19 protein-coding genes are annotated in these 21,690 nt (G+C 41.6%); 5 read left to right on the forward strand and 14 right to left on the reverse strand.

Going from position 1 to position 21,690, the window contains the following annotated elements:
* Positions 1–239 precede the first annotated feature (239 nt).
* The 6 genes from pnpS to NST39_RS13775 form a co-directional block, all read right to left on the reverse strand.
* Entirely contained in the window at positions 240–1,982 is a 1,743-nt protein-coding gene (gene pnpS / locus NST39_RS13750; protein WP_341028849.1) for a two-component system histidine kinase PnpS, read from the reverse strand.
* Positions 1,975–2,703: a response regulator transcription factor gene (locus tag NST39_RS13755; RefSeq protein ID WP_341028850.1), complete on the reverse strand. Its 729-nt coding sequence runs from the start codon at positions 2,701–2,703 to the stop codon at positions 1,975–1,977. Before NST39_RS13755 ends, pnpS begins: the two co-directional genes overlap by 8 nt.
* 186 nt (positions 2,704–2,889) lie before the next feature.
* Positions 2,890–3,828, reverse strand: coding sequence for a malate dehydrogenase (mdh, locus tag NST39_RS13760; RefSeq protein WP_007501693.1), 939 nt, complete (start codon positions 3,826–3,828; stop codon positions 2,890–2,892).
* Between the two features lie 34 nt (positions 3,829–3,862).
* On the reverse strand, positions 3,863–5,134 hold the full coding sequence (gene icd, locus NST39_RS13765) for an NADP-dependent isocitrate dehydrogenase (RefSeq protein WP_044139289.1): 1,272 nt from the start codon (positions 5,132–5,134) through the stop codon (positions 3,863–3,865).
* A gap of 150 nt (positions 5,135–5,284) precedes the next feature.
* Complete coding sequence (citZ, locus tag NST39_RS13770; protein WP_341028852.1) at positions 5,285–6,403, reverse strand: citrate synthase; 1,119 nt, start codon at positions 6,401–6,403, stop codon at positions 5,285–5,287.
* A gap of 375 nt (positions 6,404–6,778) precedes the next feature.
* Positions 6,779–7,243, reverse strand: a complete 465-nt coding sequence (locus NST39_RS13775; RefSeq protein ID WP_044139290.1) for a DUF441 domain-containing protein — start codon at positions 7,241–7,243, stop codon at positions 6,779–6,781.
* 100 nt (positions 7,244–7,343) lie between these two features.
* Here NST39_RS13775 and ytvI point away from each other — a divergent pair, with 100 nt between their 5' ends.
* Positions 7,344–8,462 carry a sporulation integral membrane protein YtvI gene (ytvI, locus tag NST39_RS13780; protein WP_341028853.1) on the forward strand — a complete coding sequence of 373 codons (1,119 nt, stop codon included), beginning with the start codon at positions 7,344–7,346 and terminating at the stop codon, positions 8,460–8,462.
* 25 nt (positions 8,463–8,487) lie between these two features.
* On the opposite strand, the gene NST39_RS13785 is transcribed toward ytvI, so the two are convergent.
* The 7 genes from NST39_RS13785 to dnaE form a co-directional block, all read right to left on the reverse strand.
* The gene (locus NST39_RS13785; protein ID WP_061409064.1) at positions 8,488–8,877 is read right to left on the reverse strand and encodes an FxsA family protein; all 390 of its coding nucleotides are present in this window, start codon (positions 8,875–8,877) and stop codon (positions 8,488–8,490) included.
* Positions 8,878–8,982: 105 nt separating this feature from the next.
* On the reverse strand, positions 8,983–10,743 hold the full coding sequence (pyk, locus tag NST39_RS13790) for a pyruvate kinase (protein ID WP_050943588.1): 1,761 nt from the start codon (positions 10,741–10,743) through the stop codon (positions 8,983–8,985).
* A 27-nt stretch (positions 10,744–10,770) separates the two neighbouring features.
* Positions 10,771–11,730 (reverse strand): 6-phosphofructokinase, encoded by a 960-nt coding sequence (gene pfkA / locus NST39_RS13795; protein WP_341028856.1) that lies wholly within the window; start codon positions 11,728–11,730, stop codon positions 10,771–10,773.
* A 341-nt stretch (positions 11,731–12,071) separates the two neighbouring features.
* Complete coding sequence (accA, locus tag NST39_RS13800) at positions 12,072–13,049, reverse strand: acetyl-CoA carboxylase carboxyl transferase subunit alpha (protein ID WP_003216264.1); 978 nt, start codon at positions 13,047–13,049, stop codon at positions 12,072–12,074.
* Positions 13,034–13,909 (reverse strand): acetyl-CoA carboxylase, carboxyltransferase subunit beta, encoded by an 876-nt coding sequence (accD, locus tag NST39_RS13805; protein ID WP_065098582.1) that lies wholly within the window; start codon positions 13,907–13,909, stop codon positions 13,034–13,036. The genes accA and accD overlap by 16 nt, the downstream gene beginning before the upstream one ends.
* A 304-nt stretch (positions 13,910–14,213) precedes the next feature.
* Positions 14,214–15,446 (reverse strand): NAD(P)-dependent malic enzyme, encoded by a 1,233-nt coding sequence (locus NST39_RS13810; protein ID WP_341028857.1) that lies wholly within the window; start codon positions 15,444–15,446, stop codon positions 14,214–14,216.
* Positions 15,447–15,587: 141 nt separating this feature from the next.
* Positions 15,588–18,923, reverse strand: a complete 3,336-nt coding sequence (gene dnaE / locus NST39_RS13815) for a DNA polymerase III subunit alpha (protein WP_341028858.1) — start codon at positions 18,921–18,923, stop codon at positions 15,588–15,590.
* A gap of 137 nt (positions 18,924–19,060) precedes the next feature.
* Here dnaE and NST39_RS13820 point away from each other — a divergent pair, with 137 nt between their 5' ends.
* The 3 genes from NST39_RS13820 (at position 19,061) to NST39_RS13830 (ending at position 20,197) form a co-directional block, all read left to right on the forward strand.
* The gene (locus NST39_RS13820) at positions 19,061–19,402 is read left to right on the forward strand and encodes a YtrH family sporulation protein (RefSeq protein ID WP_034661856.1); all 342 of its coding nucleotides are present in this window, start codon (positions 19,061–19,063) and stop codon (positions 19,400–19,402) included.
* Positions 19,399–19,902: a sporulation membrane protein YtrI gene (gene ytrI / locus NST39_RS13825; protein ID WP_341028859.1), complete on the forward strand. Its 504-nt coding sequence runs from the start codon at positions 19,399–19,401 to the stop codon at positions 19,900–19,902. Before NST39_RS13820 ends, ytrI begins: the two co-directional genes overlap by 4 nt.
* A 109-nt stretch (positions 19,903–20,011) precedes the next feature.
* The gene (locus tag NST39_RS13830; RefSeq protein ID WP_003216400.1) at positions 20,012–20,197 is read left to right on the forward strand and encodes a hypothetical protein; all 186 of its coding nucleotides are present in this window, start codon (positions 20,012–20,014) and stop codon (positions 20,195–20,197) included.
* A 51-nt stretch (positions 20,198–20,248) separates the two neighbouring features.
* Here NST39_RS13830 and NST39_RS13835 read toward each other — a convergent pair whose 3' ends face one another.
* Positions 20,249–21,190 carry a DHH family phosphoesterase gene (locus NST39_RS13835; protein WP_044139298.1) on the reverse strand — a complete coding sequence of 314 codons (942 nt, stop codon included), beginning with the start codon at positions 21,188–21,190 and terminating at the stop codon, positions 20,249–20,251.
* A 147-nt stretch (positions 21,191–21,337) separates the two neighbouring features.
* Between NST39_RS13835 and NST39_RS13840 the strand changes: the two genes are divergently transcribed.
* The gene (locus tag NST39_RS13840) at positions 21,338–21,640 is read left to right on the forward strand and encodes a YtpI family protein (protein WP_003216665.1); all 303 of its coding nucleotides are present in this window, start codon (positions 21,338–21,340) and stop codon (positions 21,638–21,640) included.
* Positions 21,641–21,690: the final 50 nt, after the last annotated feature.

Below are 21,690 nucleotides of genomic sequence, written 5' to 3' on the forward strand. Positions count from 1 at the left end.
CGGCTGAGCCATCTCAGCCGTCTCTTTCACACATTGTATCTTCATTTTATCAAAGTTTATTTTGAAAAGAAAATAGTCGAGCCTGCATAAAAAAGGGACGAAAACAACAAGTGTTTTCGTCCTTCCAAAATTGGCTCCTTGGATGAAGGGGTTCCTATTCATCCTATCAATGAATGTTTAACAAAACATGAATTCATTGTAAAGATCATGTAAATTTTAACGTGACTTTCCTTTTTTCTCTATGTCGATTTCAGGCTCACTGTAAAAGTCGTTCCTTTACCTTGTTTGCTGCCGACAGAAATTGTTCCTTCATGCGCCTCCACAAGGTGTTTGATAATGGCAAGACCAAGACCTGTACCGCCTGAATTCCTGCTTCTATCTTTATCAATTCGATAAAACCTCTCAAATATTCTTGGAATCTCACTTTTCTTCATACCAATTCCTGTATCTGCTACATCAAATTCATAGGCACCTTTTCGCGGTCTTGCTGAGATGGTGACACTTCCTCCCTCTGGTGTATAGGTAAGGGCATTATTAACGAGATTGAGAAAGATTTGCTTTAACCTTAGCGGGTCTGCCATGACATAGACCGGTTCTTTTGGGACACGCACATGTAATTGAATGCCTTTTTCTGTAGCCTTTTGACTTAACAGCACTTGAATCTCTTGGATGATTTCTGTCGCATTGGCTTCTTGAATATTCAGCTTGAATTGCTGTTGCTCAATTTTAGAAAGATCAAGTAAGTCTTGAATCAATGTTTCTAGACGGACACTCTCTTTTAAAATGATAGAAAGAAATTCTGTCAGTGCTTCTTTGTCATCAATCGCGCCATCAAGAAGGGTTTCAGAAAATCCTTTAATCGACGTAATCGGTGTTTTTAACTCATGAGACACATTGGCGACAAAATCTTTTCGCATCTGCTCCAGCTGCTTCGTTTCTGTCACGTCATGAAATACGAGAACAATTCCTTTCCATTCATCGTCTGTACTTAAAATGGGTACACCATCCACTTGGAAGTAGCGGCGTTCAATGTCAACGGCTAGACGTAAAAACTTCCGCACCTTCGTTTCTGTCATGAAAATCTCGTCAATTAATTCGATAATCTCTTCATGGGTAAACGCTTCGTGATACAGCTTGTGCATGTAAATGTGCTTTTGCACCTTAAACTGCTTGCGGAAGGTTCGATTGACGAGGTGGATATACCCCATCTTATCAATCAATATAATCCCCGCTCCAATATTTTCAATGACCGTTTGCAGCCGGTCTCTCTGCATTTCACCGGCACTTGTCATTTCTTGAAGACTTCCTGCCAAACGCTTCATGGAAGTATTCAGTTCACTTGTTTCAATCATCAGCTCTTCATAATTATTCGTATCATAGTTCCCGCGTTCTAGCTGTTTGGCTACCTTTGTCGCATAATCAATTGGTTTCACATATTTCATCGACATGCGGTACCCAAAGAAAACGATAATGATAATCGCCGAGCCAAGACAAAAGGCTAATGCAAGCCAAAGCTGGCCGTCAATTTCATTTAAAGGCTCGTATGACGCATGAAGAAATAAATAACCCGCTGGTTCGTTTTGTTTTAAGATCGGGACAGCATAATGGAAAAGCGCATCCTTCTCATCGTCAATAACGACCCCTTTTGTTTGGAGACGTTCATTGTTTAGTGTGTTTTGAATGACGGCCTTTTGTTCTGCTTGACCCGTTGTATGTATGATATTCCCCTTTAAATCCACAATCGACGCATTCATATCAAAATGCTGCTTTGCCTGGTTGAGGACCTCTTTGTTTTGCTTCGCCTTTAGATCATCACCATTCATAGAAGACAGGAGAAAGCTCGATTCCTTTTCCATTCGTTCCGTTAATTTTGTTTCATAGAAAACATGGAACATGTGATCCAAGAAAAGACCAAGTGCCACAAACACAATAAAAAGGAGAAAAATGAGTCCCGAAAACAGACGGGTTCTAATTTTACTCATTTGACTTCGGCTCCTCCAATTTGTAGCCTAAGCCGCGAATCGTTTTAATGTATGTTGGTTTTTTCGTGTTCTTTTCAATTTTGTCCCGCAAGTGGCTAATATGGACATCCACAATACGAGTGTCACCTGCAAAGTCATAATTCCAAACGGCACTTAGCAATAAATCACGCGTGAGGACACGTCCTTTATGCTTCGCCAAATAAAGCAGTAGTTCAAATTCTTTTGGCGTCAGCTCTAGACGCTTTTCTTGGAAATAGACTTCGTAGTGTTCTGGTAAAATGCGCAGTTCACCAATTTTGATTTGATCTGCAACGATCTCTTCCTTCTCCTCTTGCGTGGGGGCAGGCTGAGATTGCTGTGCTCTTCTCAAGATGGCTTTTACCCGAGCACCCACTTCTCTAGGACTGAATGGCTTTGTCATGTAATCATCGGCCCCAAGCTCAAGACCTAGCACCTTATCAAATTCATCGTCCTTTGCTGTCAACATTAAAATAGGGAACATCATTTTTTGAATTCTCAGTTGTTTGCACACTTCAATGCCGTCCATCTTCGGAAGCATTAAATCTAATACAATAAGGTCAGGCTGTTCACTTGCTGCTTTTTCAAGCGCTTCTTCCCCGTCTCTTGCTGTGACGACATCATAGCCCGCTCTTTCAAGGTTATAGGTTAGAAGTGTTACAATCGATTCTTCATCATCCACAACTAATATTTTTTTATTCATGTTGTGCCTCCAATTAGTGATTTCCCCTGCATCCGTTTTTTGTATCTTATGTGAAAAGCGAGAAGTCATGCTTTCTCTTTCATTTTAACGAAAGCTTAACAAGAGAACAATTTAAAATTTCGACAAGATTTGTTTTGTAAACAAAAAGAAGACTCCTCATACGAGAAGCCTTCTTTTTTATTCATATTAAGACAATACTTTCATGACATTCTTAACAGATTCAACAGAACGGTCAAGCTGACTTCTTTCTTCTTCTGTCAGCTCAAGCTCGATGATCTGCTCAAGGCCGTTTCCACCTACGATTGTTGGTACACCTAGGTAAATGCCTTCGTAGCCATATTCACCTTCAAGGTAAGCAATCGTCGGCATGACTCGGCGCTGATCTTTAAGGATCGCCTCAACCATTTCGACTAGTGAAGCAGCAGGTGCATAATATGCACTACCATTACCTAATAGGTTCACGATTTCGCCGCCGCCTTTTCTTGTTCTTTCAACAATTGCATCAATTCGCTCTTTAGGAATCAATGTTTCAAGCGGGATACCGCCTGCATAAGAGTAACGAACAAGAGGAACCATGTCATCGCCATGTCCACCAAGCACAAAGCCCGTCACGTCTTTAACAGATAGGTTTAATTCTTGAGCAACGAACGTACGGAAACGTGCTGTATCAAGAATGCCCGATTGTCCAATGACTTTTTCTTTTGGTAATCCTGATTCTTTATAAACTGCATACGTCATTGCATCAACAGGGTTTGTTAATACAACAATGATGGCTTCTGGAGAATATTTAACGATTTCGCGTGTCACACTGCGCATGATTTTTTCATTTGTTGACACGAGATCGTCACGGCTCATTCCCGGCTTTCTTGCAATCCCCGCCGTAATGACCACGACATCAGAACCGGCTGTATCTTCGTAGTTAGAAGTTCCTGTAATGTTTGCATCGAAGCCTTGAACAGGACTTGCTTCCAGCATATCAAGTGCTTTCCCTTTTGTTGGGTTCTCAAGCTGCGGGATATCGACTAATACGACGTCCGCTAATTCTTTTTGAGCCGTTAGAAATGCTGTAGTTGCTCCAGTAAAGCCTGCTCCGATAACAGATACTTTTTTACGCTTGTTTGCCATTTCCTTTTTCCCCTTTAACTTTAAAGTTTAAGAATCAAGACAAGTTTTTGATGAGCTCGTCAGCAAACTCAGAACATTTCACTTCTTTTGCGCCATCCATTAATCTAGCAAAATCGTAAGTGACGACTTTTGATGCAATTGTATTTTCAACAGATTGAATCACTAGATCAGCTGCTTCCTGCCAGCCAAGGTGCTCAAGTAAAAGCACGCCTGATAGAAGAACAGAAGATGGGTTCACTTTATCAAGACCAGCATATTTAGGTGCTGTTCCGTGAGTCGCTTCAAAAATAGCGTGTCCTGTTTCGTAGTTGATGTTCGCACCTGGTGCGATACCAATTCCACCAACTTGTGCTGCAAGAGCATCAGAGATGTAATCTCCGTTTAAGTTCATTGTTGCCACAACATCGAACTCAGCTGGACGAGTTAGGATTTGTTGAAGGAAAATATCTGCAATGCTGTCTTTGACAATAATTTTGCCAGCAGCTTCTGCTTCACTTTGCGCTTTGTTTGCCGCATCTTTTCCATCTTGTTCCACAATACGATCATATTGTGCCCATGTAAAGACCTTGTCGCCAAACTCTTTTTCAGCCACTTCGTAGCCCCAGTTTTTGAAGGCTCCTTCTGTGAATTTCATGATGTTTCCTTTGTGAACAAGTGTCACAGACTTACGGCCTTGGTCGATTGCATATTGGATAGCCGCTCTGACAAGGCGAGAAGTTCCTTCTTCAGAAACTGGCTTGATTCCGATACCTGATGTTTCTGGGAAACGGATTTTGTTTACACCTAATTCGTTTTTCAAGAAGTCAATTAACTTCTTCACTTCGTCTGATCCTTGTGCATACTCGATACCAGCATAGATATCTTCTGTATTCTCACGGAAGATGACCATATCTGTGTCTTCTGGACGTTTCACAGGAGACGGTACGCCTTTGAACCAGCGAACTGGACGTAAGCATGTGAATAGATCAAGCTCTTGTCTAAGTGCCACGTTTAATGAACGGATTCCTCCGCCGATTGGTGTTGTCAGTGGTCCTTTGATTGCGATTAAGTATTCACGAATGTCTTCAAGTGTTTGCTCAGGAAGCCATTCTCCAGTTTTATTGTAAGCTTTCTCACCGGCATATACTTCTTTCCAAGTGATTTGCTTTTCACCTTTATATGCTTTTTCTACAGCGGCTTCAAGTACTCTTGATGCTGCTTTCCAAATGTCAGGACCGATTCCGTCCCCTTCGATAAACGGGATAATTGGATTATTTGGTACATTCAATACGCCGCCAGTAACTGTAATTTTTTCGCCTTGTGACAATGATATTACCTCCCAGGTTATGTAGTGAATATTTGAAACTTCTTGGCTTGATGTCTGCAAGCGAAGAAGTTTTTCACATGATTCGTTTTTTTGTTGATATAGAGGCTGATTGGCCTTCTTGAGGATCAGCCTCCGCTTATTCTATAAACATTAGTCTCTTTCACTGATCGGAACAAAGGTTTGAAGATCAGGTCCAATGTAGTCAGCTCTTGGACGGATGAGACGATTGTTGTCATACTGCTCTAAAATGTGAGCAATCCATCCAGAGAATCGGCTGATCACGAAAATTGGTGTAAACAAGTCATGATCAATCCCAAGACTGTGATATACAGATGCAGAATAAAAATCAACATTTGGTGGAAGATTTTTCTCTGATGTCACGATTTCCTCTGCGCGAACAGACATTTCATACCATTTCGGCTCGCCAGTCAGGTTTGTTAAACGCTGGCTCATTTCTTTTAGATGCTTTGCACGCGGGTCACCTTGACGGTATACACGGTGGCCAAAGCCCATAATTTTTTCTTTCTTCTCTAGCTTACCATGAATATAGGAATCTACGTTTTCAACTTCGCCAATTTCTGAAAGCATCTTCATCACGCCTTCGTTGGCTCCGCCATGAAGTGGTCCTTTCAGCGCACCGATAGCCGCTGTTACACCAGAGTAGATATCTGATAGTGTAGCAACACATACACGCGCTGTAAATGTCGATGCGTTTAATTCATGATCCGCATGTAGAATGAGTGCCTTATCAATTGCCTCAATTTCTACTGGTGACGGCTCTTCGCCATTTAGCATATACAAGAAGTTCGCAGCATAGCTGTATTCTTCTTTTGGCTGTACAGGCTCAAATCCCTTACGAATACGTGAAAACGCAGCAACTAGTCCAGAAATTTTCGCCTGTAAGCGAATGGCTTTTCTGTAATTCGCTTCTTTGTCCATAATCTCTGATTCGTCATCAAGTAATCCTAGTAAGGATACCGCTGTACGAATCGCAGACATTGGATGAACCCCATCCAGCGAATATGATTTAAAGTGCTCAATGATTTCTTGCGGAATGTGAGCATTTTCGTTGAGCTGCTGTTTTAACTCACTCAGCTCTTGCTCATTCGGCAGCTTTAGGTGCCATAACAGGTAGACAATTTCTTCGAATGTAGCTTTTTCAGTTAAATCATCGATATTGTACCCTACATAAGTAAGAGTATCATCAATAATTGAGCTTACGGATGAAGTTGTTGCCACAATACCTTCAAGACCTCTTGTTGCTGTCATGTTCAATCTCCCCTTTTTAAAAAGATTCCCCTTCGTTGCAGAATTCTCGCTTTTTGAAAGCGCTATCCAATCCGAATAAGACGGCAGGTTCAGAAAAGAAAATGCTTACATTTACCTATACGGTTAGAGCGCTTTTAGCCTCATATCTCTTGTGTGATCAATGAGTTCAAAATTAAGCCTATTCCCATTATAAACAATAATCAGACATTTGTTAAATGTTTAACTATAATTTTTTTTGATATTTTTTTTTCCAGTCTTTCATATCAGGCATGGAATAAAGGGATTTTGCTTCTTTTATTATATTTAATTATGTTTTTTTGCAAAAGCTCACGCAAGAAAAAAATAAAAAAGAAAGTGGCATGAACCACTCTCTTTTCAACCGCTGAAAAATTTCACAGCCTGCATCGCCAAATAAGCAATTCCTGCTCCGATCAGCGGACCGACAGCTACACCTTTAAATAAGCTAACTGCCAAAATCGTCCCGAACACAAGCGCTGCTGTGATATGCGGATCATTTTCGAGTAGCACAATACCGTTTTTTGCGATTAATGCTACTAATATACCCGCTCCAAGTGCAATCCAAGCATAAGAAGATTTCATGGCTTCTCCAAGCTGCTTAAATCCAATGTCACCTGTTGCAATAGGAACAAGCACAGCAATTGTAATGACGGTGACCCCCCAATTGATGCCTTTCGATTGAAGAACCGGGAAAATTTTTTGATCCAAACCAATCAGTTTAATCCCAATGAGCACAGAAACCGCTAAAATTAATGAATTGTTTTTTGCAATAAGTGCAATAACGAGTAAAAGAACCAAAAATAAATTTGCTTGAGTAAACATACGCCGCCCCTTCCTTTCTTTTTATTGCGACCTTTTCATATTACTAATCTTTTTGAATAAAATGAAGTATCGGACATGCTTGTTTTTTGGAGGGGATTGTGTGAATCACACCTATATGGCCATTTTTCTACGAAGTTTGATGATGATCGGCATTGTTGTATTTGCGGTTGTCTTTTTATATCAGTCTTTTCCTTTTTTATATCCTTTTTGGATTGCACTTATTGTATCCTGCCTGATTCACCCTGCTGTATGCAAAATAGAAGAGATCACCGGAATGCCGAGAGGATTTGTTGTCGTCATTGTACTACTGCTCTTTTTAGTAGTAGCAGCCGGTTTCATCACACTCTTAGTAGCAGAAATCATTTCAGGAAGTGCTTATTTGGCAAAGGTTCTGCCTGGTCACCTTGATCAAATGATTGGGATTGTGGAACAGTTTTTTACAGATAAGATCCTGCCTTTGTACCATGATGTAACCGCCCAATTTAATACACTTCAAGCAGGTCAAAAGGAATCGATTTTGGGACAAATCCAAGCGCTAGGCGATGAAGCTGCCGCAAAAATAGGGACTTTTCTTTCAAAAACACTCGAGCTCATCCCGGCTTTTTTAGGTCTTTTGCCTGATGCAGCCGCAACCCTTTTGTTTTCTGCACTGGCGACTTTTTTTATCACGAAAGATTGGTTTACATTAAAAAAATATGGTTCTCGTATCTTTCCCGCAAAATGGATGCAGCATACACGAGCCATTTTATCTGAAATCAAAAAAGCCATTACCGGTTTTATGAAGGCGCAGCTTTTGCTTGTTGCTATGACCATCGGCCTTGTCGTCATTGGACTGATCATCTTAAAAGTCGAGCACGCCCTTGTCATTGCTTTATGTATTGGGTTTGTCGATTTACTTCCTTATATCGGGAGCGGCACTGTTTTTCTGCCATGGATCATTTACTCTGCTATGACAGGAAACCTTTCACTCGCCATCGGGCTCGGCATTTTGTATATTGTCGTGCTCATTCAAAGACAAATTTCAGAGCCAAAAGTCTTAAGCAAATCCATTGGGCTTAATCCTTTAGCCACCCTTGTGGCACTATTTGTTGGGTTAAAATGGTTGGGTTTCCTCGGACTCGTCATTGGCCCTGCCTCCCTTGTCGTGTGGCAAGCATTTCGTAATGCAGGTGTTTTCAGGGATATCTATCACTATATTCGGTACGGCATGCAAAAGTAAAAGAGACCTTCAGCTCAAGGTCTCTTTAGCGAATAATTGTATAGCGACTGCGATTAGACATGTTCCTGAGCCAGCGTTCAAAAAGCGGCTTGATTTGCTTTCTCGTCATCGGAATGAGCAGCAGCGCACCGATGATATCTGATAAGAAGCCGGGAATGAGCAGCAGTAGACCGCCGATTAGAATGCAAAAACCATCGACAATCGTTACCCCTGGCATTTTGCCATATTGTAAATCTCTTTGCACTTTTTGAAAAGCTTCGATTCCTTGTTTTCTTGCAAAATAAGCACCTAATGCACTCGTGAGTACGATCATCAGCATCGTTGGCAAAATGCCAATGATTTTACTTGATATTAAAAATAAACTGATTTCCACTGCAGGGAACAGAATCAATAATAGTAGTAAATATTTTTTCAAGCCATATCACCTCATGGGGTATCTTTCACCCGAAAGCTGTTTTACTTTTTTTTAGTGTAACATAAAAAAAGAGAGGAGTCAGACAACTCCCCTCGTGTGTATCATTTAAAGGACGCTTGCACGGCCTTTGTAGATCGCTCCGCGTGCCGGATCTACTGTAATTTCTTCGCCTTCTTTTAGCAGTGTTGTAGCACCATCAAGACCCACAATCACTGGAATGCCCAGGCTAAGTCCAACGACTGCTGCATGGCTTGTTAAGCCGCCTTCTTCAGTGATCAAGGCAGATGCTTTTTCTAAAGCACCCATCATGTCACGGTCTGTACAGTTTGCGACAAGAATCGCACCATCGTACATTTTTTCCTCTGCTTCTTTTCCGCTTTGTGCAATGACAACCGGTCCAAATGCAGATTTACGGCCAATTCCTTGACCTTTCGCAATGATGTCACCGACAACATAAACTTTCATTAAGTTCGTAGTACCTGTTTCACCAACTGGCACACCAGCTGTAATAACGATTAAATCGCCATGTCTCACATAGCCTGTTTCAATCGACTTCTCGACTGCATTCTCAAGCATTTCATCAGTAGATGTCGTTTTCGATCCGCTCTTTGCAAATACACCGAATACGAGAGACAGCTTTCTCGCTACTGATTCGTTTGCTGTGACTGCTACGATTGGTGCTTTTGGTCTATATTTTGAAATCATTCTCGCTGTATGACCGCTTTCCGTAGGTGTCACAATCGCTGCAACGTCAAGCTTCATCGCTGTATGTGCAACAGATTGACCGATGGCATCTGTAATGCTGACATCTACTTCTTCGCTTCTACGAGAAAGAATGGCTTTATAGTTGAGTGCATCTTCTGAACGTGATGCAATGTTATGCATCGTTTGTACAGCTTCCACTGGATATGTTCCTGCTGCTGTTTCACCAGAAAGCATAATCGCATCTGTGCCATCAAAAATAGCATTTGCCACGTCACTTGCTTCCGCACGAGTTGGACGAGGATTACGCTGCATGCTGTCAAGCATTTGGGTCGCTGTGATGACTGGTTTGCCTAAGCGATTGCATTTTTTGATCAGCATTTTTTGAACAAGCGGTACTTCTTCTGCCGGGATCTCTACACCAAGATCTCCACGTGCAACCATCAAACCGTCTGATACCTCAAGGATTTCATCGATGTTATCAACACCCTCTTGGTTTTCAATCTTAGGAATGATTTGAATGTCAGCCGCGTTATTCTTTTCAAGAAGCTCACGAATTTCAAGAACATCAGAAGCTCGTCTCACAAAAGAAGCTGCGATGAAATCGACGCCTTGTTCAACTCCGAACAGAATATCATTGGCATCCTTTTCTGTAATACCTGGCAGGTTCACACTTACACCTGGAACGTTTACACCTTTTTTGTTTTTGAGCGTGCCTGTATTCATGACCTTTGTGACGATTTCTTTGCGGTCCATGTTAATTTCTTTGACTTCTAAACCAATAAGACCATCATCTAATAGAATCGTTGAGCCTACTTCTACATCATGAATTAACTCTTCATACGTCACACTAATTTTTTCCGTATTTCCAACAATGTCTTCCATACTTACGATAAGATCTGCACCAGCGACTAGCTCAATTGAGCCGTTTTCAACTGTACGTGTACGGATCTCTGGACCTTTTGTATCAAGAAGGATCGCAATGTCCTTGCCTAATGTTTTACCTGCTTTACGAATGTTTTCGATGCGTGCACCATGCTCTTCAAAATCTCCATGAGAGAAGTTTAGTCTGGCTACATTCATTCCTGCTTCAATCAATTCAGTCAGCTTTTCAATGGTTTCACTTGCTGGACCGATTGTACAAACGATTTTTGTCTTTCTCATTACTGTTCCTCCTAAGGTCTTCTCGTTTTATATAGAGAGCTCTTGTGAAAGTCGGTACATATTTTGATCGACTGTATGTTTTTTATCTAAGATATCTAAAATATCGTGGTGAACGAGTTCGTTGCATTGAATGCCCACACAACGTCCGCCTTTTCCTTCAAGAAGAAGTTCTACTGCGTATGCTCCTAAACGGCTTGCGAGTACTCGGTCAAATGCGCTTGGAGAACCTCCGCGCTGAATATGTCCTAAGACAGATACACGGGTTTCAAGGCTTGTCTCCTCTTCAATCCGCTTACCAAATTCAACACCGCTGCCTACGCCTTCTGCGACGATGATGATACTGTGCTTCTTGCCGCGCTCGTGCCCTCTTCTTAATCTTGCGATAATTTCATCCATGTCATAGTCTGCTTCAGGAATCAAAATAGATTCGGCTCCGCCTGCAAGACCTGACCAAAGAGCAATATCACCAGCATGTCTTCCCATTACTTCCACTACGTATGTACGTTCATGAGATGTGGCTGTATCACGAATTTTATCAATGGCGTCAATGACTGTATTCAGTGCTGTATCAAAGCCAATAGTGAAATCAGTACCTGGGATATCGTTGTCGATTGTACCCGGGACACCTACACATGGAAAACCGAGCTCAGTTAATTTCTTCGCTCCCATGAATGAACCGTCTCCGCCGATCACAACAAGTCCTTCAATACCGAATTTTTTTAAGTTCTCAATGCCTTTTTCACGACCTTCAACTGTCTTGAATTCAGGGCATCTTGCCGTGTAAAGTTTTGTTCCTCCACGATGAATGATATCGCCAACTGAACCTATTTCAAGTTTCTCAATTTTACCGTTAATTAGACCTGAATATCCATTATAAATACCGTAAACTTCAACATTATGGTAAATCGCTTTCCTTACAACTGCGCGCACAGCTGCATTCATTCCTGGGGAATCCCCACCGCTCGTTAAAACTCCTATACGCTTCATCTTTTTCACCTCAGAGACCATATATGAATTAAACATACCATTTCCACTGCTTGAAAACAATCATGAGCAAAACCGGATGTTTTCAATACGTATTTCTAAAACCGTACTTATTATACAATTAAATAAACCGTTTTTAAACAAAAGTTAAGTCAGTCATGAAAGCAATTCTTTCAAAAGTGAGGAAGATACAGCCTTCTAAAGCCCACCGTATCAGGGTTTTCAGACGTTTCAAACTTTATGAAAACAAAAGAAAATTATTTTCAAATAGCGCTTACATGAGGACGATTTTCATGAAAAAAGATGAAAAAAATAAACGTCAGCCAAAAAGGCTGCACGTTTATTTAGTTTACCCCAATATATTGATTTTCAACCGATACTTTCCCGATTGCTTTGTATTTTTGATATCTTTGTTCGACTAGTTCTTCAGGTGTTAGTTTGAGCAAAGATGTAAGTGACTGTTTTAATGTTTTTTCAATGTAGGCTGCTTGTTGTTTCACGTCTCGGTGTGCTCCACCTTGCACTTCTTTAATAACATCATCTATAATATCTAATTCTTTTAGGTCTGGAGCCGTAATTTTCATTGATTCTGCAGCTTTTTTCGCAAGTGATGAGTCCTTCCAGAGCAGTGCTGCTGCACCTTCAGGTGAAATCACTGAATACGTTGAATTCTCTAGCATGTATAGGTGGTTTCCTACGCCTAAGCCTAGTGCGCCGCCACTTCCACCTTCTCCAATGACAATACAGACAACCGGTACACGAAGTCCTGCCATTTCGAATAGGTTTTTCGCAATTGCTTCACTTTGCCCGCGTTCTTCAGCTGCTTTACCAGGATAAGCTCCTTTTGTATCAATAAAGCAAATGATCGGGCGATTAAATTTATCTGCTTGTTTCATCAAGCGCAGCGCTTTACGGTAGCCTTCTGGATGAGGCATTCCGAAATTACGGCGCAAGTTTTCTTTTGTATCTTTACCGCGCTGATGGCCAATCACCGTGACAGGAAGCCCTTTAAACGTGGCAATTCCTCCAACGATCGCTTCATCATCGCCATAAAAACGGTCACCGTGACACTCGAAAAAGTTGTCAAACAGCTCTTGAATGTAATCGAGAGTTGTTGGGCGCATCGCATGACGAGCAATCTGTACTCTGTCCCACGGCTTTAAATTTGTATAAATGTCTGCTTCAAGTTTGCTCAGACGTGTTTCAAGACGCTCAATTTCTGCACTTAAATCCATTTCTGAGTTTTGTGTGAACTTTTTCAGTTCATCAATTTTCGCTCGAAGTTCAATGACAGGTTTTTCAAATTCTAGTTCTCCAGCCACTCTCGTTCACCTCCTGTGCTGTGTAATGCTAAGATTCGGCCTAATGTTTCTTTCATCTCTGCACGATGAATGACAGCATCCAATTGACCATGCTTCATTAAAAATTCAGCCGTTTGGAAGTCCTCTGGCAGGTCTTCACGAATGGTTTGTTCAATGATTCTACGACCTGCAAACCCAATTAAAGCACCAGGTTCTGCAAAGTTGTAATCACCAAGAGACGCGAAACTAGCTGATACACCGCCAGTTGTTGGGTTCGTCATCACAGAGATAATCAAACCTTGGTCCTCGCTGAACAATTTTAATGCTGAGCTTGTTTTTGCCATCTGCATAAGACTGAGGATCCCCTCTTGCATTCTCGCTCCGCCTGATGCAGTAAAGATGATAAATGGCACCTTGTCCGCTTTTGCTTTCTCGATCGCAAGTGTGATCTTTTCACCAACAACTGAGCCCATGCTGCCCATACGGAATGTGGCATCCATGACAGCGATCACAGCACGCTTGCCTTCAATTTCACCTTGACCTGTAACAATGGCTTCATTCAAAGACGTTTTTTCTCTGTCTTTCTCAAGCTTTTCTTCGTAGCCTGGGAATCCGAGCGGGTTTTCTGAGATCAGATGCCCGTTAAATTCTTCAAATGTGCCTTCGTCAACAAGGCTGTCAATACGCTGTTTTGCATTCATTTGCAAATGTCTACCGCAATTCATGCAAACACGTAAATTTTTATCTAGTTCTTTGGTGAGCATTATTTTTTTACATTGCGGACATTTGGTCATGATGCCTTCAGGCACATCTTGACTTGCCTGTTCAGAGGGTACAGATGCATATTTTTTCTTTTTACTGAAAATATTTTTGATTGACAAATGACTACCTCCCTTTTTGAAGGGTTTTTTCTTTACACGCACATCCACTATTATAGGACATGTCATAACTGTACCGAAACTATTGTACTTTTTTTGTCAAACGCTGTCATCCTTCATTCAATTTTTTCAGTGGGGAATTGATGAGAAATGAGTATGTGTTTGGGGCGCTGAGCAGTTGATATATGTGAATTGTGAACGTCTACAAAAAAATATCATTCCGGATGAAAAAATTTTCGCGTATGAGAGGAAATAGTGCACGTCTTTCCTCCAATTTCAGAAAGAACGTGCACACTTTTCCAATTGATTATTCGCCGATAATCGTTAATTTTCTTGTTTTTTCAGCGACTTCTTCTGGGTCGACTTTGATTCTTGCAACACCAGTTTCCATTGCTGCTTTTGCTACCGCTTTCGCTACCGCTGGTGCTACACGTGCATCAAATGGGTCAGGGATGACGTATTCAGCTGACAATTTATCATCTGAAACAAGAGAAGCAATTGCTTCTACGGCTGCAATTTTCATTTCTTCGTTAATGTGGGTTGCACGTACATCTAAAGCTCCGCGGAAAATTCCTGGGAATGCCAGTACGTTGTTCACTTGGTTCGGGAAGTCAGAACGGCCAGTTCCTACAACACTTGCGCCTGCTGCATGTGCATCTTCTGGCATGATCTCTGGATTAGGATTCGCCATTGCGAAGATGACAGGATCTTTTGCCATTTTTCCAACCATTTCTTTTGTTAGAGCTCCTGCTGCTGAAACCCCGATGAAGACGTCAGCGCCTTCAATCACTTCTTCTAATGAACCTTCTTTACGGTCTTGGTTCGTGAATTTAGCCACTTCATTTTTCACTGCATTCATACCGTTCGGGCGGCCTTCGTAAATTGCGCCTTTTGTATCACACATGATGATATCACGTACACCGAAATGATATAGAAGCTTGATAATCGCAATTCCCGCTGCTCCAGCGCCGTTTGCCACCACTTTGATAGAGGACATTGATTTTCCAGACAGTTTCAGTGCATTGACAAGTCCAGCTACTGTCACAATCGCTGTTCCGTGCTGATCATCGTGGAACACTGGAATGTTTGTCTCTTTTTTCAAGCGCTCTTCGATAATAAAGCAGTTTGGAGCTGCAATATCTTCAAGGTTGACACCGCCAAACGTTGGCTCAAGAAGCTTTACTGTTTCAACGATTTTGTCTACATCGTTTGTCGCAAGCGCGATTGGGAAGGCATCAACGCCAGCGAAGCTTTTGAATAATACAGCTTTTCCTTCCATGACTGGAAGAGATGCTTCTGCACCAATATTTCCAAGCCCTAAAACAGCGCTTCCGTCTGTGACAACAGCGACCATATTGCCTTTCATTGTATAATCATACACTTTGCTTGTGTCGTCATAAATATCTTTACATGGTTCTGCAACACCAGGTGAGTAAGCCAAGCTCAAGTCTTTCGCATTTTTCACTTGTACTTTTGATTTTGATTCAAGTTTGCCTTGATTCTCTTTGTGCATATGTAATGCTTCTTCTCTTAATGACATGTGATGAACACTCCTTCAAGTGGAAAATGATTTAATGAATTGCTAAGTTGATAAGCACATACTGGCAGTTTTAAATACACAGAATCTTTAAAATGATAACACAATAGGTGAATTTGTAAAACATATTCAGACGATTTGTCATCATTTAATCACAACGTTTTGTTCACCGAGCAGCTCTTTTAACTGGAAAATGACAGCATGATCTGCATGAACTTTGTATGCATCTGGAAGTCTCACTGTCTTTTTTTGCTTCTCATAATACAAATAGACATCTGCTTCTCCGCTGTGCATCGAGATCACCCGCTTTACTTGCTCTAGCAGCTCCTGCGTATGATTTTCTTCTTTCACCCGAATGTAGACAGACTCTTTTCTTTGTGTGCCCATCTCTTCAAGCAGAACGGCTTCTTGCACGATGATCTGGCTGCTGTCATTTCTGACATCTATTCTGCCTTCAACATAAAGCATGGCGCCCTCCTCAAGTAAGGGGGACAGCTTTCTAAATTGCTCTGGAAAGACGACGCCTTCCATTTCTCCCGTTTCATCCCCAAATGTGACAAATGCCATCGATTGTCCATTTTTTGTTCGAATCGATTTCACTTTTGTCAAAAGACCACCCATTGAGACCCTTCGCTTTATATAGGAAGAAAGTCTGATGATTTCCACTGCACCATTCTCTTTTAAGCGATCTCGGTACGCTTGTACAGGATGATTTGATAAATATAGTCCAAGTGCCTCTTTTTCAAATTGCAGGAGATCGACAAGCGGCAATTCTTCTATCTCCGCATATTTTGGCTTAATGGAGAAGGTTGTATCCCCCAGAAAGTCGAGCTGATCATCTGGATTTAAAAATGACACGTGGTCTAATGCAATATCTATTGATGCCAATAACGACGCACGATTTGGATAAAGCTCATCCATCGCCCCTGAAAAAATGAGCGCTTCAATCGTTTTTCGGTTGACACTCTTTACTGATACTCTTGCGCAAAAATCAAATAAATCTTCAAACGGCTTTTCCTGTCTTGCCCTGTATATATCCTTTACAGCTGACACTCCGACATTTTTGATCGCTCTTAAGCTGTAGCGGATCTCCCCTTTTTCAACCGTAAATGGAAATTCACTCTTATTAATAGAAGGCTTCAACACAGATATCCCTTTTTCCTTTGCCTCATAGAAATATTGAGCGACTTTGTCTTCATTTCCAATCACACTCGTTAAAAGTCCGCACATAAAATATAACGGATAATGCGCTTTTAAGTAAGCAAGCTGAAAGCCAATCATGCTATATGCAACAGCATGGCTTCTATTAAAACCATAGTTTGCAAATTTGACGATTAAGTCATAAACGTCATTTGCAATGTTAACAGGATACTCCTTTTTTAGGCATCCTTCAACAAAATGGCTCCGCTCTTCATCAAGGACCTTTTTATCCTTCTTCGAAACGGCTCTTCTTAATAGATCTGCCTCGCCAAGCTGAAAGCCTGCCATCTTCGCTGCAATCAGCATGATTTGCTCTTGATAGACGATGACGCCATATGTGTCTTTTAAAATGTCATACAAATCAGGATGCGGGTAAGAGACCTTGACTCTACCGTGCTTTCGGTCGATAAAAAGCGGGATATTCTCCATTGGACCTGGGCGATAGAGGGCATTGACTGCCACGATGTCTTCTAAACTAGAGGGCTTGAGGCGTCTCAGCACCTGACGCATCCCTTGTGATTCAAGCTGGAAAATCCCAGTTGTATCTCCCGCTGATAACAATTCAAATGTTTTCTGATCTTCATATGAAATGTCACTAAAGTTAATGTGGACGTTTTCCTGTCTTTCAATCTGGTTTTTAATGGATTCAATTAAGGTTAAGTTTCTTAGTCCTAAGAAATCCATCTTTAAAAGCCCGAGATCTTCTAAATAATTCATCGCATACTGCGTTAAATACACACCATCATGGCCATCTTGAATAGGAACGATCTCTGTCAGCGGCTCCTCGCTCAGCACAACGCCGGCTGCATGTGTCGAGGTATGTCTTGGCAAGCCTTCAACCTTTAAAGCAGTTTGAAAGACTTGCCTGAGCTCTTCGGACTGCTGGAGCATTGTTTTTAATTCAGGAGATGCAGTGAGCGCTTCTTTCAGCGTCGTTCCTGGCTTTGATGGAATCAGCTTTGCGAGACGGTCCGCTGCTTTTGAATCAATCCCCATCACACGTCCGACATCTCTTAAGGCTGCTTTTGCTGCAAGGGTTCCAAACGTGACGATTTGCGCCACATGCATGTCTCCGTATTTGTCTTTTACATAAGAAATGATTTCATCTCTTCTCGTATCGGGGAAATCAATATCAATATCAGGCATACTGATTCGCTCAGGATTTAAGAAACGCTCAAATAACAGACCGTGACGGAGCGGATCAACATCCGTAATAAACAGTACATAGGCAACAAGTGAGCCTGCTGCCGATCCCCGTCCTGGCCCTGTGACAATGCCTTGGTCATGGGCATACTTCATAAAATCCCACACGATGAGAAAATAATCACTGAAATTCATTTTTTGGATAATGCTCAGTTCATACTCAAGCCTTTTCACATACGCGTCATTTGAAGCAATCTTTCTTTGCTTCATCCCTTCTGCACACACTTTGCGTAAAAACTGATCTGCTGTTGATTGATCAGGGGTCGGATAGGATGGGAGTTTTGTCTGCCCAAGATTTAAATCGACTTCGCAGCGGTCTGCAATCTCCACCGTTCTTGTCAGCAGCTCCATATCCTGCGTATACCATTCCTTCATTTCTTCAAAGGTTCTGAAATGCTTTTCTGCTCGGTCTTCCTCAACCTCAGGCAGCTGCTGCCCTGCTTTAATCGCCTTTAAACACGTATAGGCCGTTTTGTCTTCCAGGTTGATGTAGTGGACATCTCCTGTCGCAACAAGAGGAATGTCCGCACTTTTTGAGACGTCCCTCAGTTTACCGGCAAGCGATTCGTCTTGCTGAAATGGCTGAAGTGCGATGTACACATGTCCCTCACCGAAAATATGTTTCAATTGTTTCGCCGCATCATGCGCTTCTTCTATCTGATCATGCTGAAGCAGCGTTTCAATGTAGCCGGAAACGCCTGGTGTGATGGCAATGAGCCCGCGGTGATAGCTTTTCAACCATTTCTCTTTCAGTCCAGCTTTTGATTTTGATTTCAGCACACTGCTGATCTTGATCAAATTTTGGTAGCCTTCATTGTTTCTGGCAAGGAGTACCAAGGGATAAGCCTCTGTCTCTTGTTCATCTATGAAGACAGAAGCTGTTAAACCGATGACCGGCTTGATGCCATGTTTTTTACATTCCTTATAAAATCCAACCGTTCCATACATCACATGGTCATCGGTAAGAGCAAGCGCCTTGCAGCCAAGTTCTTTTGCTTTCAGCACGAGCTCCTTTACTTTTGCTGCACTGCTTAATAAGCTGTATCCACTGTGGACCTGAAGATGAACATAAGACATGCTTAATCCACTCCTTTCGTCTAAAGTCATTCTTTCATTATAAAACGCGATGCGATGAGAAACAAATGTTCTTTCTTTTCTGTCCGTTCATACTTGTCCCGCACGCACCATATATTGAATAGAGTGAGGTGGACAAAATGGATGTGAAGGAAGCTTTTATTCCAAATTTTATTAGCTGTTATTTTATTGCACTTGGGGTCATTTTGGGTGGTGCCATTATAGGCGGTGTTGGTGCTTATTTGTCTGGTCAGCCGCCTTTATCCATTATTACGAGTCTTGCCAACCGTTTAAAGATTTGGGCACTTGTCGCAGCTATCGGCGGAACGTTTGATGCTGTTTATAGCTTTGAACGAGGCATTTTTGAAGGGAACACGCGTGATATTTTCAAACAGATTTTATTAATTGTTTCTGCCATGGGCGGTGCGCAAACAGGTTATCTTATTATCACGTGGCTCACACAGGAGCATGTGTCATCATGAGGGTACCGGAGCTTTACAAACGTCCAGGCTGGCAGCGTTTTTTTGCGGGGATGATGTTTGGGGCGATTGTGAGCTGGCTCATTTTCCTCTTTACATACGGAATCTTTCAGGAAAAGCAGGTGACACTGCTGAGAAGCCAGCAGCACCATATGGACAGTCTGAAAGAACAAATCACACTCTATCGGGAAGATTTGCATAAGTTAAATGAGGATAATAAGAAGCGACTGCTGATCCAAAGCGTAGATGTCCATCTCGTCAATCGTGAGCAATATAAAATCCCAGAGCCAGATACGCTAAAATTTGAAGATCAGGTCAAGGAGGATATCTCAGAGGTTATTACAAAGGATATTGAAAGTGTCTATAAAACAAAGGAATTATTAAAACGCACGGTCGAAAACAAAGAATATACCATTCGGGAAAAGGCATACCGCGCCAAAGTGACGGAGCTGACGATCTATACGAAGCTTTCACTTGAAGTGCGCATTTCATTTGCTGAATAAATGATCATGTGGAATTTTTATGAATTTCTGCCCTCAATGATCGCTTTTCCCCCTTAATTTTTATACACTAAAAGTAGAACGAGATCTAAAACAGAAAGAGGTGAGGACAATGGAGGTTTATAGCTATCGTCAAATGGCACGAGACAAAGCAAGCCGGATCAAGGACGGCATGTGTGCTTATGCTGAGACAGAAATGATGGCTCATTTAATTAAAAAAGAATTAAAACATCAAAATCTCCAAGCCTATGAAGATTCAACTGACATCGGCTGCTGGTTTATCCCTGTATGCAAGTAACCCTTTTCTCCATGACAAAAAAAGAGAGAGGGGACTTGAAGCCCCCCTCTCTCATGATGATGATTTACATACTTCTTCTAAATCACGCAAAATCTCATCTGCCACGGCCCAATCATAAATAGACGCACCAGCTGCAAGCGGGTGGCCGCCGCCATGATATTTTTTCGCAATGGTATTAATGACGACGCCTTTCGAGCGGAATCTAACACGAATCTGATCATTTTCTTCCACAAAAAAGACCCATGCCTTAATCCCTGCAATATTTCCAAGTGTCCCAACAAGCTGTGAGGCTTGCTGCGCTGTCGTTTGGAACGATTCCAAAATATCCTGCTTAATGAAAACAGAAGCGACCCCATTCTCTGACAAAGAAATATGTTGAAAAATATAGCCATTTAATTTCACGACATTCAGATCCGTCTCATACAATTGATTGAAAAGGTCTGAAGATGAAAATGGATATTCAATAAGTTCTCCAGCATATTTGAGCGTCTTTTTCGTCGTATTTGGGAAAAGGAAGCGGCCTGTGTCTCCTACAATGCCGGCATAAATGAGTTCAGCCGCCTTTGTATTCAGCTGATATCCTTCTTCTTTCCCCTCTAAATACAATTCATAAATCATTTCGCTCACAGAGCTTGCCTCTGTATCTACCCAAAGCAAATCACCATAAGGATCTTCATTTGGATGATGGTCAATTTTCATCAGCTTGTCGCCCATTGAATAGCGCTGATCGTCAATTCTTGCTTGATTGGCTGTATCACAGACAATGACAAGGGCATCTTTGTACACGTCATCCGGCACCTCATCAAGTTCATACAAAAATGAAAGGGTTGGCTCCGGGGTTCCTGTTGCATAAATATTTTTTTCTGGATAGGTGGCACGCAAGATTTCCGTAAGGCCGCACTGCGATCCATACGCATCAGGATCTGGTCTTACATGTCTATGAATGATGATGGTGTCATATAATGATATGGTTCTAATCAGTTCTTTTTTCATAAAAACTCCTTCTTATCCGATACTCTTTTTAATATTAAATCATAATCTATCCTGACGGAAAAGTGAGGAATAGACAATTTATTCTAGTAAGCAAGCCTATTTACGTTTAAAATAGGGTTGTAACCACTTACAATGGAGGCTTAGCACATGCTTGTTTTGATTGTGTTTATTATTTGTTCTGCCATGTTTTATTTATACTACAAAGCAAAGAATGTCCGTACGAACCGCCCAGTCGAAAAGAAATTCTGGTCGGCGAAATCCAGTATGGCACTTGGCTGCTTTGTCCTGCTCTTCGGTGTGAATCAATTATTTTTAAACCGCTCGTCACTCGCATTTGTCATTGGATTTATTTTTGTTGCTGTCGGTATCGGCAGTACGTGGGCTGGATATAAAGCCTACAAGCATTACCTTCCGCTCTTTTTAAAGGAAGGCGAAAAAGATCACGCATAATAAGAGAGAAGGGCTAAAATGATGCTTATTTTAGCCCTTTGTCTTTTTCA

Source organism: Bacillus sp. FSL W8-0645, assembly GCF_038007905.1.
Lineage (GTDB): Bacteria > Bacillota > Bacilli > Bacillales > Bacillaceae > Bacillus > Bacillus pumilus.

Coding starts and splice junctions, on each gene's coding strand:
- pnpS (WP_341028849.1), bottom strand. CDS start 1,982: ATGAGTAAAATTAGAACCCGTCTGTTTTCGGGACTCATTTTTCTCCTT.
- NST39_RS13755 (WP_341028850.1), bottom strand. CDS start 2,703: ATGAATAAAAAAATATTAGTTGTGGATGATGAAGAATCGATTGTAACA.
- mdh (WP_007501693.1), bottom strand. CDS start 3,828: ATGGCAAACAAGCGTAAAAAAGTATCTGTTATCGGAGCAGGCTTTACT.
- citZ (WP_341028852.1), bottom strand. CDS start 6,403: ATGACAGCAACAAGAGGTCTTGAAGGTATTGTGGCAACAACTTCATCC.
- NST39_RS13775 (WP_044139290.1), bottom strand. CDS start 7,243: ATGTTTACTCAAGCAAATTTATTTTTGGTTCTTTTACTCGTTATTGCA.
- pyk (WP_050943588.1), bottom strand. CDS start 10,743: ATGAGAAAGACAAAAATCGTTTGTACAATCGGTCCAGCAAGTGAAACC.
- pfkA (WP_341028856.1), bottom strand. CDS start 11,730: ATGAAGCGTATAGGAGTTTTAACGAGCGGTGGGGATTCCCCAGGAATG.
- NST39_RS13810 (WP_341028857.1), bottom strand. CDS start 15,446: ATGTCATTAAGAGAAGAAGCATTACATATGCACAAAGAGAATCAAGGC.
- dnaE (WP_341028858.1), bottom strand. CDS start 18,923: ATGTCTTATGTTCATCTTCAGGTCCACAGTGGATACAGCTTATTAAGC.
- NST39_RS13820 (WP_034661856.1), top strand. CDS start 19,061: ATGGATGTGAAGGAAGCTTTTATTCCAAATTTTATTAGCTGTTATTTT.
- ytrI (WP_341028859.1), top strand. CDS start 19,399: ATGAGGGTACCGGAGCTTTACAAACGTCCAGGCTGGCAGCGTTTTTTT.
- NST39_RS13830 (WP_003216400.1), top strand. CDS start 20,012: ATGGAGGTTTATAGCTATCGTCAAATGGCACGAGACAAAGCAAGCCGG.
- NST39_RS13835 (WP_044139298.1), bottom strand. CDS start 21,190: ATGAAAAAAGAACTGATTAGAACCATATCATTATATGACACCATCATC.
- NST39_RS13840 (WP_003216665.1), top strand. CDS start 21,338: ATGCTTGTTTTGATTGTGTTTATTATTTGTTCTGCCATGTTTTATTTA.